12 protein-coding genes are annotated in these 14353 nt (G+C 40.0%); 5 read left to right on the top strand and 7 right to left on the bottom strand.

Features of this window, described 5'->3' with window-relative positions; translation table 11 throughout:
* Positions 1 to 53: 53 nt before the first annotated feature.
* Together J7E81_RS10495 and J7E81_RS10500 are read right to left on the bottom strand one after the other, a co-directional pair.
* Positions 54 to 1229 carry a sulfite reductase subunit alpha gene (locus tag J7E81_RS10495; protein ID WP_215042136.1) on the bottom strand — a complete coding sequence of 392 codons (1176 nt, stop codon included), beginning with the start codon at positions 1227 to 1229 and terminating at the stop codon, positions 54 to 56.
* Positions 1230 to 1633: 404 nt separating this feature from the next.
* Positions 1634 to 2809 (bottom strand): endo-1,4-beta-xylanase, encoded by a 1176-nt coding sequence (locus J7E81_RS10500; RefSeq protein ID WP_215042137.1) that lies wholly within the window; start codon positions 2807 to 2809, stop codon positions 1634 to 1636.
* A 467-nt stretch (positions 2810 to 3276) separates the two neighbouring features.
* Here J7E81_RS10500 and J7E81_RS10505 point away from each other — a divergent pair, with 467 nt between their 5' ends.
* The 4 genes from J7E81_RS10505 to J7E81_RS10520 all read left to right on the top strand — a co-directional run bounded on the left by J7E81_RS10505 (position 3277) and on the right by J7E81_RS10520 (position 7349).
* Positions 3277 to 4473, top strand: coding sequence for an amidase (locus tag J7E81_RS10505; RefSeq protein WP_215042138.1), 1197 nt, complete (start codon positions 3277 to 3279; stop codon positions 4471 to 4473).
* A 24-nt stretch (positions 4474 to 4497) separates the two neighbouring features.
* Positions 4498 to 6153 (top strand): gamma-glutamyltransferase, encoded by a 1656-nt coding sequence (gene ggt, locus J7E81_RS10510; RefSeq protein WP_215042139.1) that lies wholly within the window; start codon positions 4498 to 4500, stop codon positions 6151 to 6153.
* A gap of 87 nt (positions 6154 to 6240) precedes the next feature.
* The gene (locus J7E81_RS10515; RefSeq protein WP_215042140.1) at positions 6241 to 6822 is read left to right on the top strand and encodes a chromate transporter; all 582 of its coding nucleotides are present in this window, start codon (positions 6241 to 6243) and stop codon (positions 6820 to 6822) included.
* The gene (locus tag J7E81_RS10520; protein WP_215042141.1) at positions 6819 to 7349 is read left to right on the top strand and encodes a chromate transporter; all 531 of its coding nucleotides are present in this window, start codon (positions 6819 to 6821) and stop codon (positions 7347 to 7349) included. Before J7E81_RS10515 ends, J7E81_RS10520 begins: the two co-directional genes overlap by 4 nt.
* Before the next feature lie 50 nt (positions 7350 to 7399).
* Here J7E81_RS10520 and uraH read toward each other — a convergent pair whose 3' ends face one another.
* The 5 genes from uraH to J7E81_RS10545 all read right to left on the bottom strand — a co-directional run bounded on the left by uraH (position 7400) and on the right by J7E81_RS10545 (position 12907).
* Positions 7400 to 7753, bottom strand: a complete 354-nt coding sequence (gene uraH, locus J7E81_RS10525; protein WP_215042142.1) for a hydroxyisourate hydrolase — start codon at positions 7751 to 7753, stop codon at positions 7400 to 7402.
* 45 nt (positions 7754 to 7798) lie between these two features.
* Positions 7799 to 9226: an NAD(P)-binding domain-containing protein gene (locus J7E81_RS10530; protein WP_215042143.1), complete on the bottom strand. Its 1428-nt coding sequence runs from the start codon at positions 9224 to 9226 to the stop codon at positions 7799 to 7801.
* Positions 9227 to 9276: 50 nt separating this feature from the next.
* Complete coding sequence (uraD, locus tag J7E81_RS10535; RefSeq protein ID WP_215042144.1) at positions 9277 to 9786, bottom strand: 2-oxo-4-hydroxy-4-carboxy-5-ureidoimidazoline decarboxylase; 510 nt, start codon at positions 9784 to 9786, stop codon at positions 9277 to 9279.
* A gap of 16 nt (positions 9787 to 9802) precedes the next feature.
* A complete protein-coding gene (locus J7E81_RS10540) occupies positions 9803 to 11128 on the bottom strand; it encodes a nucleobase:cation symporter-2 family protein (RefSeq protein ID WP_215042145.1) in 1326 nt (441 codons plus the stop codon).
* A 177-nt stretch (positions 11129 to 11305) separates the two neighbouring features.
* On the bottom strand, positions 11306 to 12907 hold the full coding sequence (locus tag J7E81_RS10545) for a PucR family transcriptional regulator (RefSeq protein WP_215042146.1): 1602 nt from the start codon (positions 12905 to 12907) through the stop codon (positions 11306 to 11308).
* Between the two features lie 197 nt (positions 12908 to 13104).
* On the opposite strand from J7E81_RS10545, the gene allC reads away from it, so the two are divergent.
* The gene (allC, locus tag J7E81_RS10550; RefSeq protein ID WP_215042147.1) at positions 13105 to 14352 is read left to right on the top strand and encodes an allantoate deiminase; all 1248 of its coding nucleotides are present in this window, start codon (positions 13105 to 13107) and stop codon (positions 14350 to 14352) included.
* Position 14353: the final 1 nt, after the last annotated feature.

The following is a 14353-nucleotide window of genomic DNA, read 5'->3' on the forward strand; positions in this document are numbered from 1 at the left end:
AAGAGTGACTTCACTAATCTGGAGTCACTCTTTTTGATTAAAACTAAATTATTTTAATAGACATCGCGCTGGTAACGGCCTTGCGTCTTCATATCATTTAGATAGGCTTCTGCTTGTTCAGGAGTCATTGATCCTTCTTTTTCAATCACACTTAAGAGTGCGTTGTGGACATCTTTCGCCATATATTGCTTATCTCCACAAACATAAAAGTATGCCCCGTTTTCCAGCCATTCAAATAGTTCCTTACTGTTTTCCAGCATTTTATGTTGTACATATACTTTTTCTGCAGAATCACGGGAGAAGGCAGTATCTAATTTCGTTAGTACGCCATTTTTTTGATATTTTTCTAATTCATCTTGATAAAGAAAATCGGATGCTGCATGTTGATCTCCAAAAAACAGCCATGATTTTCCAGGTGCTTTATTAACCGCACGTTCTTCGATAAACGAGCGGAATGGCGCAATGCCTGTCCCTGGACCCACCATAATAATGTCTTTTTCTTGTGTGTCTGGGAGATGAAAGTGTTTATTTGGCTGCACGAACACTGGTAGTGTATCTCCTTCTTGAATACGTTCTGCAACTTGTACAGAACAAACCCCTTTGCGATCGCGTCCGTGAGCGTTGTAGCGGACCGCACCGATGGTTAGATGTACTTCACCAGGGTGGGCCGCTAGACTGCTCGCGATCGAATAGAGACGCGGAGTCATTTTTCTTAATAAAGAAACAACCTCTTGAGCAGTAGCTTTCCAAGGACCAAAATCTTTTAACAAATCAAGCAAATCACGACCGTTGGTATATTCTTTCAGCTGGGGTGCATTTTCAATTAAAACAAGAGATTTAAGCTCTTCGTTTTCTGTCAATTCAGCTGCCGCTTGGAGAATTTTTTTAGACAATAAGGTAATTTCAAAGAAGTCGGTTAACGCTTCTTTTAATGGAAGTGTTTCACCTTGTTTATTAATGGTGACAACAGTATTTTCATCCCAATTCATTTCTTGAAGTAGTGAAGCCACAAGTTCCGGATCATTCTTTGGGATAATCCCAAGAGCATCCCCTGGATTATAAGAAAGACCTGAACCTTGCAATGATAACTCAATATGCCTTGTTTCTTTACTAGAGCCTGGTCCATTTAAATTGACGTTTTTAAGAGCTTTTGCTGGAAAAGGGTTCGTTCTTGAATAAGTGGTCGGGACTTTTTTATCTTCTTCATTTTTATTTACAGTAAGTTGCATGATTGTCACCTCTAAATGTTATGTTTTATTGTTATTAGATTGATTAGTTGTTTTTTCTTCAGTACACCTTCCATTATATCTAAATAACATTAAATTTCCCTTAAAAATGGCTTATAAAATTTTTTAATTATTAAGATAAAATAGTGAATTTAATTTTAGCATGAAAATCAAACTTAAAAAACAGGGATTTACTAAAAACTTTAGACTTTTTTGTGAAAACACTTACAAAATTGAATAGTTTTATTGTTTTTGAATTAAACTTGAAACAACAAAAGAGATACATGAATGTTATAGCGGACATCGAAAGAGAAATAGTGTATGAACGTTTCTCACCTATATTAATTGAGCTAGAATATGTAATAAAAAAAATCAGCTCCAAAAAACGGAGCTGATTTAAAAGGAAATTATTTATGGTCAATGATTGCCCAATAAGCAGGTTTTACATTGTCATCTGGATCGAAAACAAAAGGTGCATCAACACCAACACCGCCATTGTATTGTTGGGCACGATCGTTTAGCCACGTGTGGCTGTCTGTCACGCCCCAGAAAGTCACATTGCTGATTTTGTCACCTAATTTTTCATATAGCTTAAACAATTGGTCGTAACGTTCGGCTTGTGCTTGTAATTTATCTGCTGGAATCATACCATAGGTTTCATACGCAGGTTTTGGCGGCCAGCCATAGAGACTAACATCTAGCTCGGTAATTTGATTATCTAAGCCAAGCTCAGCAAACATGTTAATTGATTTTTCAATATCCGCAGTGGAAGGCCAGCCTACTTGAATGTGTGACTGATGTCCAACCCCATCAATTGGTACTCCCTGAGCCTTCAAGCTTTTTACTAAGTTATAAAGGCGTGTTCTTTTTGGTTCTACCTCTGTATTGTAATCATTGATATAAAGCTTAGCGTCTGGTGCAGCATATTTTCTAGCTGTCTCGAAGGCAACTTTAATATAGTCTGTGCCAGCTATTTTGTACCAGTTCGATTCACGTAAACCCTCAGGATTTCCGGGATTGCCGTCATCGATGGCTTCATTCACAACATCCCAGGATTTTACGTCATCTTTATAGCGCGTTACGACCGTTTTAATATGATCTTCTAGGCGTTGTAATAAAAGTTTTTTATTTTCTACACGTTTTACAGGATCTGTTTCATCTGGCATCCAATTTCCGTCTTTATCCACGAAGAACCAATTTGGTACTTGTTGATGCCAAACAAGGTTGTGACCACGGACGTCCATCCCATTTTCCTTAGCGAAGTTAATGATTTGGTCTGCTGGTCCAAAGTTATATTCATTTTCGGATGGATGAATACTTTGAGGCTTCATGGCATTTTCGGCCACAATACTATTAAAATGCCGCTTTAACATTTTCGCATCATTTTCATTTAATAATTGATATGGCTCAACAGCCGCACCAATGGTGAAAGAATCTTTATAGCGTTGGTCCAACTGTGGGGCGGTTAATCCACTTATAGCTGGTTTATCGGTTGTTGAGGCTGCAACACTAGAAATACCAACAGGTAACATCAAGGCTAAAGCTAATCCAGAAATCATCGGTTTACGCAAAACTTTTAACATATTTGGGTCTCCTTTTTTAAAAAAATTTTTTAAGCCCTCTGAATAAACTCTATCGATTCCTCCTTATAATAGTTTTCTAGTCAAAGAGTCAAAGAAAAGGTTTTCATTTTGTTTAATACTTATGTAGTCTTTTTACCCTGACACATTCATTATAATGCGGTTTATATAGTTTATCCATACAACAAACAAAGATATTTAAAAATCAGTTCTTTAGTATTGGAATTGAAGGAAAAAAAGCCTTATACCGTGAATCTTTTCCTATTAATCTTTCAGTTTAAGGATAATAATTCAAAAAATACGACCAAACATAGTTTATCGGATAAATAAAGAATGAATTTCTGTAAATTTTGTTACTGAGATTAGTGAAAATAACCAAAAACGATTTAATCTTTAGATAGAATACCAATGACTCGGTTGAATTTTCTCATTATAATAATTTATAAAACATTGCGTCGTGGGGGGATGGTATGAATTGGAATTCCTTTATGAATGAACATTTAACTATTAGTCCGACAGGGGCAGGGAGTTTAAATGACCTAAAGTTTGCCGTTAAGGATGTATTTGAAATTAAAAATTATCATTCTGGTGCTGGAAATCCTGACTGGCTGCAAACCCATCACCCTGCAAAACACCATGCACCTGTCATTGTCCAATTATTAGACCAAGGAGCCCATCTAAAAGGAACGACCCATACAGATGAATTAATGTACAGTTTGAATGGTGAAAATTTTCACTATGGGACACCAACGAATCCACGCGCGCGGGACCGGATTCCCGGTGGTTCTTCAAGTGGTTCCGCTGTAGCGGTTGCTGCCGGATTAGTAGACTTTGCTCTCGGTACGGATACAGGAGGTTCCGTTCGGATTCCTTCTTCTTATTGCGGACTATTTGGGATTAGACCGACACATGGCCTGATTAGTACTAAAGGAGTGATTCCACTCGCTGCCTCCTTTGATACAGTCGGATGGATGACCCGTAATCCTAAATTATTACGGGAGGTCGGTGAAATTCTCATTGACCAGGAAGAGGATTTAGATGATTTTAAATCTTTTTATTTTGAAAAAGAAGCTTGGTCTTTTGTGGAGGGAGACACAAAGGAATTTTTATTGAAAGCCATTAAAACGTTAGAGGTTTTAGATACTGATTGTGTTTCGGTAAACTTCTCTGACGAGGGGCTATCAACTTGTGCGCAGCTTTTTAGGACCATTCAGGGAATTGAGATTTGGAGAGAACATGGTGCTTGGATTAATACAGTTAGGCCATCTTTTGGACCTGGGGTAGCCGAGCGATTTGCTTGGGCGAGTACGTTAACCGTTGAAGAATTGGGGCATTTAAATCATAAAAGAGAAGAACTAAAGCGAAGATTGTCCGGTTTATTAAAAACAAATGGTTTATTGGTTATCCCAACTGCTCCCGGGGAAGCACCATTACTCAAGCTCCCAGTGGAAGACATGGAGCAGTATCGCACAAGAGCGATGCAGCTAACGTGTATTGCTGGATTAACCGGCTTTCCACAGGTAACGATTCCGTTGATGAAAAAGAATGGAATTCCAATCGGGCTGTCGTTTATTGCGAATCAAAACCAAGATATAAAATTATTAAAATTCATTCAAAGAATATCGTCGATTCTGACCAAAGGAAATGTGCAAGTGATAATGAAATAGATTGATGGAAGGTGAGGCAAGGTAATGGATAACCGATCCCATTGGTCGCATCGGCCGACCATAATGGCCCCGAGTGCAATGATCACAACTCCGCATTATTTGGCCTCCCAAGCTGGTATGAAGGTTTTGCAGGAGGGTGGAAATGCGGTAGAAGCTGCGATTGCGGCTGCGTCTGTGATAGGCGTTGTTTATCCTCATATGAATGGAATTGGCGGCGATAATTTTTGGCTCATCTATAATGCTTGTGACAAAGAATTAAAGGGGTTAAATAGCAGCGGCCGCTCTGGAGAGTATGCAACGATTGACTTTTACCAAAGAGAAGGGCACGAGAAAATTCCTGCCCGCGGCCCACTTAGTGCGAACACCGTTCCAGGGGCAGTGGGCGGCTGGGAAAAGGCTTATAATTATTCGGCTGAAAGAATGAAAGCAACTTTTTCATGGGAGGACTTGTTTCAATCCGCGATCCATTATGCCAAGGAGGGCTTTCCGGTTACCCCCAGCCAAGAATATTGGACCAATATCAACTTAGATGACACAAATGAGCAGTTTCGACATTTACAGCGATTTTCCGAATTTAAAAAGATTTTTACAAAAACATCTGGCTTTTCGTATCGTTGTGGTGAAATAATAAAACAGAAGGATTTAGCCTCCACACTTGAGGGAATATCGAAAGAAGGGAACCGTCTTTTTTATCAAGGGGATGTTGCGAAGGCGGCGGTGGAAGATCTCCAAACTAATGGCGGCCTATTAACTTACAACGACTTTGTTTCTCACCAATCTGACTGGGTTAAGCCGCTTTCGGTCGATTACAGAGGATATGGCGTTTACAACTTACCTCCAAATACCCAAGGATTTGCTTCCCTATCGATTTTAAATATATTAAACCAATTTGATGTTCCGTCAATAGAGGAAGGGTCTGCAGATTATTACCACTTGTTAATCGAAGCTACTAAACTAGCATTTGAGGACCGAGATCACTATTTAACGGATCCAGATTTTTCGTTTATACCGATAAAGGAGCTTCTTTCTGCAAAAAGGGGAAGGGAGTTGGCGAACAGAATCGACTTTACTAAGCCAATCAATCTTCAAAAACAATTGGATTCGAAAGGTGATACGGTTTGGCTGGGTGTCGTTGACCAATATGGGAATGCCGTTTCGCTCATTCAAAGTATTTATCATGAGTTTGGATCTGGATTCATTCCTAAAAATACAGGAATTCTGTTACAAAACCGGGGCAGCTTTTTTTCGCTTGATAGAAGCCATGTGAATTGTCTGCACCCTAAAAAAAGAACATATCATACCCTAAATCCCGCAATGATTTTTAAGGGGGATCAGCCTTTTTTAGTTTATGGTACAATGGGAGGAGAAGGCCAGCCGCAAACCCAAGCGGCACTTGTGACGAGGATTCTTGATTACCATTATCCCATTCAGGCAGCGATCGAGGCGCCAAGGTGGTTATATGGCCGGACATGGGGCGCTGCCTCTAATTCCGTTAAAATTGAAGGAAGAGTTCCGGATGGAATAAGCGAATCACTCCAAAAACGAGGACATCAAGTTGAGATTGTCGAAGATTTTACGGATGTCATGGGTCATGCTGGGGTAATTAAGATTGATCCTGATAGCAAAGTAAAATTGGGCGGTGCTGATCCAAGAGGAGATGGAGCAGCGCTAGGATTCTAGGTTAAAAAATAATGAATTAACTAGTCCAAGATCTTTCTAGATTACATCAAAGAATGTGAAGCAAATAAGAAAAAAGGTGATTTAACAGTGAAACTTCAATGGGATCTATTTATCGCATTTTTCAGATCCGGATTATTAGGCTTTGGAGGTGGACCATCCGCCATCCCACTCGTCCATAAAGAAATAGTGGGTACGTTTAAATGGATGAATGATCAAGAATTTAGTGATATCTTGGCACTCGCCAACACACTGCCTGGACCGATCGCCACCAAGATGGCCGGCTATATCGGCTACCGGCTCGGCGGAATCCTAGGGATGATCAATGCCATTTTGGCGACCGTTTTACCAACCATCCTGATGATGCTGGTCTTATTAACTTCCTTTAATCAGTTTAAGGATAATTCTAGAGTCCAAGGGATGACGGGTGCTGTAGTGCCGATTGTGGGTGTAATGATGGGTACCTTAACATGGGAGTTTTTGAAAAAATCAAAGAATGGCTGGGGCTGGAAAAAAGGTCTACTCCTGCTGGCCGGTAGTTTTATCGTGATGGAGATCTTTCATGTCCATCCAGGAATTGTGGTTGGAGTATTACTGGTTGCGGCGTTAGTTATTCCCGATAAAAAAGAAAAACTGGAATTTCCAATTAACGAAAAAAGTGAGAGCCTATGATTTATTTAAAACTATTTATCGCATTTTTTATACCGAGTATTGTGGGATATGGGGGCGGTCCCGCGTCCATTCCCTTAATCGAACATGAGGTGGTCAGTCGTTATGGCTGGGTCACAACGAGTGAATTTAGTGAGATTTTAGCGTTAGCTAATGTATTACCAGGACCCATCGCCACCAAGATGGCCGGCTACATTGGTTTTGATGTAGGCGGGGTATTAGGAGCGGTAATCGCTGAATTCGCCACCATTGCACCGTCTCTCATTTTAATGATTGTCCTGTTACAGTTAATCTTTAAATATAAAGATTCACCACGAGTGAAGCGATTATCCAAAATCGTTGTGCCAACGGTGGCGATTTTAATGGCGGGTCTTACTTTTGACTTTTTTAAAACTTCCTATAGTTCAAATGGGTTGGTTCAAACCATCATAATTGCTATAGTGAGTTTATTGTTATTGGAAAAATGGAAGGTGCATCCTGCCTTTGTAATCGTGGGCGGATTAGCCTATGGTGCACTATTTTTAAGCTGAATAATAAAAAACGTCATTCTATCCAGCAAAACAGATAGAATGACGTTTTTTTAGCTCCCTCTATAGATTTGATAGCCGAAAGGGGATATAAGCAGTGGGACATGATAATGATTTTCTAAATTGGCAACACCAAACCGGACAGGCACTTGGTCTAAAAATAACGGATCAGGAAGCTCAAGGTACTTACTTCGAAAGTAATCTCCGATATGGAAATCCAATTCATAAATGCCAAGCTTTATTTCTTCTTCTGAAAGAAACGGTTGATCTAAGCGTCCATCAGAATTGGTTTTAGATGTCTTTAACAAGTTACGTTCTCCGTTTGAATAGTAATAAAGCTCGATTGTCACATTTGACGCAGGCTGACCATGAGTTAAATCAAGTATATGTGTTGTTAAACCAGACATAGCAGCACCTCTCCTTTATGTAATAAAGCTACCACCGAGATAAGCTTAGGCTAACTCTTCGGTGGTAGTTAAATCAGCGATAAATTCATGTTCTTGATAGTTAAAATATTCATCGAGAATTTCTTTTTGATTATCAAGAAAAAGTTGATTCGCTACTTCAGAAACCAGTTTCGGAATACCGAATCTCATTCCGGAAAGAGCAGAAGCTAAGATCCCGCAGCTGATTAATGCCGAATAGTTGAACGCAAATAGACCGTACAGGAGTTTTTTACCTTCTTCATCGCGGCTTTGGAAAGCAAAACCTGGGCTGAGATAGGGGTGTGAATCAATGGTCGGATTAGCGATTTCGTCTGGAGCCTTGTAGCGATCGCTCCAGCGGATGATGTGTTTTTCTACTAACCTAAGTTCCGGCCGTAAAGCAGGATCGGTAACTAAACCGGTACTGATTATTAAGAAATCAAATCTAAATGCCCCTTGAGGCGTGGTCACGACCGTACCTTTACCCGTATCCTCTACATCAAGCCATGGTGAAGCTAAGTGCAGTTTGAAACCTGGCCATGAAGATGCCCGTCCGAACGTATCATTGGTCGGTGGCTGGCTGTGTTTAAAGAAATGGGACATGACCTTATATTTATTTTCGTCGGATAGAACCTGGAAACGTTCTATCAGTCCTGAACCTTCCATCTGGCGGATGGGGTTGATTCGCTGCATTTCTTTGCGGCGTACAAAGACATGTGCTTCAGCGACACCGTTAGTCAGCGCAAAATGGGCATTATCAAAGGCAGATGCTCCTCCGCCTAAGATAGCCACCTTTTTACCTTTTAAAGCTTGAAAATCAATCGGTTTTGAAGTGTGTGCGTAGAGGTGGGGCGGTAATTGTTCTGCAATCATAGCAGGGACGTGCCACTCGCCGCCGCCTTGAATACCTGTTGCCAAAATGACTTTTCGTGTCAATAGTGTGTTTTCACCCATACCTTGGCCAGCCACGTGCAGCCGATACAGATCTTTTTCTATAGGCTCAATTAGATTGAGCATGACCCTGTTTTGAACTGGAAGACCGAGGACCTTCCGATACCAGCGCAGATAGTTCATCCAGTCTCCCCGTGGAATTCTTTCGATTGCTTCCCAGCTTTTTGCTCCAAATTGTGCTTCCCACCAAGATCGGAAGGTCAGAGACGGGATCCCAAGATCAATGGAAGTGATCTGTTTTGGTGTTCTTAAGGTCACCATCCGGGCGTAGGTTTCCCAGGGTCCTTCAAAGCCCTCTGGGTTTTCGTCCAAAACAAGGATGTTCGTGATCCGTTCCCGCCTAAGTCCAAAAGCGGCGGCTAAACCGCTTTGACCACCGCCGATAATGATCACATCATAGACATGTCCTGCAGGATGCGGGAGGGGACGGACCATATCTGTCCCGCCGAATGAAAGATAGGCAAGATCTTTTTTAACTTGTTGGTTCAATGCTTCTAGACTCATAAACTATCATCTCTTTCAATTTTTTTTATATAATCCCCAAGATCACTTTGTTACATGACTGTATGATCAGTCATTTTCTCTTCTAATCTAAGCAAAGCAATTTTATAGATTTCTGTAAGAGCTATTTCAAACTCTACCTCTTTTGAATGATGAAGTCTTTCCTCTATTGATTGATAAATTTGTTGTTTGTTTTTCCCGCGAACTGCCAAAATGAAAGGGAAGCCGAATTTATCCATATATCGTTGATTCATCGTAATCAATTGGTTGTATTCTGCCGGTGTAAGGCTTTGTAAGCCGGCTCCTTTTTGTTCCTGATTGGAATCAGCCGTCATTGCCACCCGTTCCCCTAAATTGGGGTGGGCTTTAATGAGGGCCAATTTTTGTTCTAAGGAGGAGTTTTTTACAATATTAACCATTTCTTGGTGTAAGTGATAAATCGAATGAAAAGGTTTTAATCCTTCTGCTTGTTCGGCGATCCAAGGTGAATGCTCAAAGATCCCGCTCAGGATTTCCATAAATTGCTGAAAAGTTGTCTCGTTAATTTTTTCGATTGTGTACATGGTTCATATCCTTTCCTTACAAGCCTTTAACATCTGGGGCTAATGGTGAATCTGGAACAACGGTTAAGGAATGCTTAGGTTGCTTAGAAAGTACTAGATTTAACAGGATGGCACAAATGCTGCCTGTAATTATTCCGTCACCAACGAGAATTTGGAGCGTTTCTGGAAGAACTTTAAACAACTCAGGAACTACCGTGGACCCAAGACCTAATGATATCGAGCAGGCAATGATTAATAGATTGTTATTGTCAGAAAAATCGACGCGGCTCAGCATTTTAATTCCAGATGACACCACCATCCCAAACATGATGACTGTTGCTCCACCGAGGACAGCAGTAGGAATAATCGTTGCCAAAGCAGCAATTTTAGGAACCAGTCCTAAGCCGACTAAGATAAAACCTGCTGCAATCGTAACACTTCTATTTTTGATTCCTGAAAGCTGAACGAGACCAACGTTTTGAGCAAAAGTACTGTATGGAAAGGCATTAAACAAACCGCCAAGTGTAAAAGCGATTCCTTCTGTCCGGTAGCCGCGGATGATGTCTTTTTCAGACAAATCTTTACCTGTAATTTTACTTAAAGCGAGGAAGGCGCCTGTTGATTCAACGAGGATAACTGTTCCGACGATAATCATGGTTAATACCGGGACAATTTCAAAGGTAGGAAGGCCAAAATAGAAAGGAGTCGGAATCCGGAACCAAGCGGCATCTGTGACTGCTTGAAAGTTAACCTTTCCCAAAAATGCAGCTGCAATGGTTCCGGCGATAATTCCAATTAATACTGATATGGCACGCATAAAACCGTTAAAAAAACGATTCATTAATAAGATGAAGGCCAAGACACCAAAGGAAAGGATCAGGTTTTCAGCAGAGCCAAATTCAGGGCTTGTTGCACCGCCGCCCATATTCTTAATCCCAGTTGGTATGAGTGATAAGCCGATAATAATGACGACCGTTCCCGTTACAACCGGCGGGAAGAGTTTTAATAATTTCCCATAGACATTGGCAAAAAGGATAATGAATAATCCAGCTGCGATAATTGATCCATAAATGGCTGTAATTCCATAATTGGTACCGATCGTGATCATTGGGGATACAGCAACAAATGAAGTACCTAAAACAACCGGAAGGCCGACACCAATATATTTATTATGGATGGATTGAAGCAGCGTGGCGAGCCCGCATGTCAGCAAATCAATCGCAATCAGGAATGCTTGCTGATGACCGGTAAATTTTAATGCACCGCCTACAATCAGTGGGACTAGAATGGCTCCTGCATACATGGCAAGTACATGTTGTAAACCTAATGAGAAAATTTTTGGCTTTCCGATTTTTTCGTTCATGAGTAAATCCCCCTTAAATGTGTTTCATTACTAATGTTATAAAACGTAACATGGTGTGTAATGATTAGTTACATAATAATCAATCAGCCTTAAACTGTCATTGTGTAAACTAACTAAAAATTCAGAATTACACTATTCATTCTGAACAAAAAACAAAAGAAGAAGCGCTGTGTCTGCTTAGTTTGCTAATAACGACTTGATTCTTAATGCAAGTCTGATTTGCAGAGTTGTATCGGAATCCTTTAAGCTTTTGCCGAGCATTTCCTCGCATTTTTCGATGCGATAAACTACGGTATTGCGATGAACAAACAATCTTTTTGCCGTTTCGGAAATCTGACAATGTGTTTCTAAATAAACAGATAATGTTTCTAATAAGGATTGTGCTTCCTCTGATTTAGTTTGATCAAAACCGCTAAGGGCAAAGGAATAATAATTTTTTAAGTCTTCAAGGGGAATTTGCCGCAATAACTCCATAATGTCTTTCGTATGATAGGTTTGGATATATTGAGTTTTTTTTGAAAGTTTGCCTTGGGATAGAGCGTCGGTTGCTTCTGTATAACCGTTTTTTGTATGTAAGAAATTCTGACATATAGTACTTACGCCAAAAGATATAGTGTTACCTGAATAGTTGGACACTTTTTCTTGAAGCTGCAATATATTTGTCTCAACATATCTGGAAGGGGGAAGGGGGAGATCTTGGATTTCAAAAAGCAGGATACATGAATCGCCTTTTTTGTAAAAGTGAATTTTTGGCGTGTTAACTGATAATTCCCCTTCGATAAAATCAAAAATATCATCCTCCTTCTCGTGGCGTTGAGTGTAAGTAGGGTGCTGAAGATCTCCGTCGATTTTACCGACAGCACAAATATACATTTGGTTGTAGTGTAATGAAAACTCTGCAGCACGGCCAATAATTTCCTCTTGAGAAGCAAATGTACCATCTAAAAAATGAAGAAAGAAATCATTGCGAATGTTTCGAACATGTTGTTTTAATGTATTTTCTTTTAGTAGTGAAAAGGAAATAACATTCGCAGCTTGTTCTATTGTTGATAAGGTTAATTGATCTGTTTTCTGGATTTCTCCGATAATCAATAGAAATCCGTTTTTCTTTTCGCTGATATTTACAGGAAATAAGGTGCAGTCTTGTTTTGTTGATAAGAGAGACAACGTAATTGGGTATGATTTGGTTGCTGGAATCGAAATTCCATCCAATAATGAAGTGAAGTCCATGTTGCTGATTGGCTGTGAAATAGGCTTAAAATGCTGATTTATTAATTGAACGGGGTGCTGGATCATCTGGGATAAATCCTCTAGTAAAGATTGAATCCCTCTTCCTTGCATGATAAGGTTCGTAAATTGCTTATGTGTTTCGAGTACTAATTTAAGTTCCGCTGCTCTTTTATTAAGAATGGTATGAAAGGTTAGGTTTACTATTTGTCCTAGAGATAAATCCAAAGGAAGTTCTATGATTGGTATGGATAACTCATTGGCTAAGGTGATTACTTCTTGGGGGATATGATCTAAAAACCGTTTTGTTTTAATTCCAAGACCCGCACAGCCTTGTTGAGACATCGCCTTTACTAATTCGGTTAGCGTATGAGGGGTGTCTTTAAAATGATATGCTGTAGTGATCAGGAATTCATTCTGGTTTAGAAACTGTATGATATCCGGTGCATCCATCATATTGACAGACTCCACCTCGCGATTCTTTCCAGAAGCTCCAGCAATTATCTGCATTCCCTCTAATCGAGGGATGGTTATTAGTTCATATACTTTCATCAATAACACTCCTTATGTTAGATAATATAACATGATAAGTTAGTTAATCTCTGTACATTGTATCAGACTTTAGTTATTTTGCATAAAAGATTTAGAAAATTTTTACGAATTAGCTAATGTAGTTCAATTATGAGGATTGTAAACTATAAATATAACGATGAATGTTATTTTATATGACGCTATTAGGAGTGAAGATGATGGCCATTCAAGTGGATAAACAGTTTTTAGATAAAGGGCAGGTTGGAGCTATGATTGAATGGCTTGCATCATTTGGGCGAACTGAGATGGGAGGAGTAACAAGGCTTTTGTATTCACCCGCTTGGCAAGAAGCGCAGCAGGCATTAAAACAGAAAATGGACCAAATGAAGTTACAAACGTATTTTGACAGTGTCGGGAATTTATTCGGTCGATTGCCAGGTACAGATTCTGAGGAGAAAACCATTCTGACAGGTTCACATATTGATACTGTTATAGAAGGAGGCAAATACGATGGCGCTTATGGAATCATTGCCAGCTTTATAGCAGTTTTAAGGTTATTTGAAGCATACGGATACCCAAAAAAAACAATCGAAGTAGTTTCCTTATGTGAGGAGGAAGGAAGTCGCTTTCCTTTAACCTTTTGGGGGTCCAGAAATATGAATGGTGTCTATTCGCTGGACTATGTAAAGGATATAAAGGATGATGATGGAATAGAATTTCTACATGCCATGAAATCTGCTGGCTTTGATCCAGCACAATATAAGACACCAGTACGAAATGATATCGACCGTTTTGTTGAAATTCATATCGAACAAGGAATGATTTTGGAAAAAAATCAAAACCAAGTGGGGATAGTCAGCCATATTGTCGGTCAGTGCCGCTATACCATTCGGGTGCTAGGTGAAAGTAATCATGCTGGTACCACGCCGATGGATGATCGTAAAGATGCGGTTACCGCGGTATCGTACATGATTTCTTACTTAACTGAAAAAACAAAGGAAATGGACAAAGGATTAGTTGCAACCGTTGGCAGCCTGCAGGTTAAACCTAATGTAGCAAATGTAGTCGCCGGTGAAGTGGAGTTCAGCCTGGATATCCGGCATCATAAGGAAAGCGTGATCGATCAATATTGCAGCGAGATTTTTGCTGAGTTTGAACGGGTCACAACTAGCCAAGGAATGGAACTTTTCATTTCTCAGTGGATGAGCGTTAAGCCGGTTAAAATGGATGAAAAGATGGGAGAATGGGCACGGGAACTTGCCAAGAAAAAAAATATTCGTTCTCAAGATATGATTAGCGGCGCTGGACATGATGCCCAGGTTTTCGGTGATGTCTGCCCGACTTGCCTTTTATTTGTTCCCAGTCAGAAGGGGGTTAGCCATTCACCAACTGAATATACGTGTCCGGAAGATTTAGAAGTAGGTATTGATTTATTAACCGATGTTTTATATAAATTAGCCTATTAAC

It is taken from the genome of Bacillus sp. ISL-18 (genome assembly GCF_018613415.1).
Classification (GTDB): domain Bacteria; phylum Bacillota; class Bacilli; order Bacillales; family Cytobacillaceae; genus Neobacillus.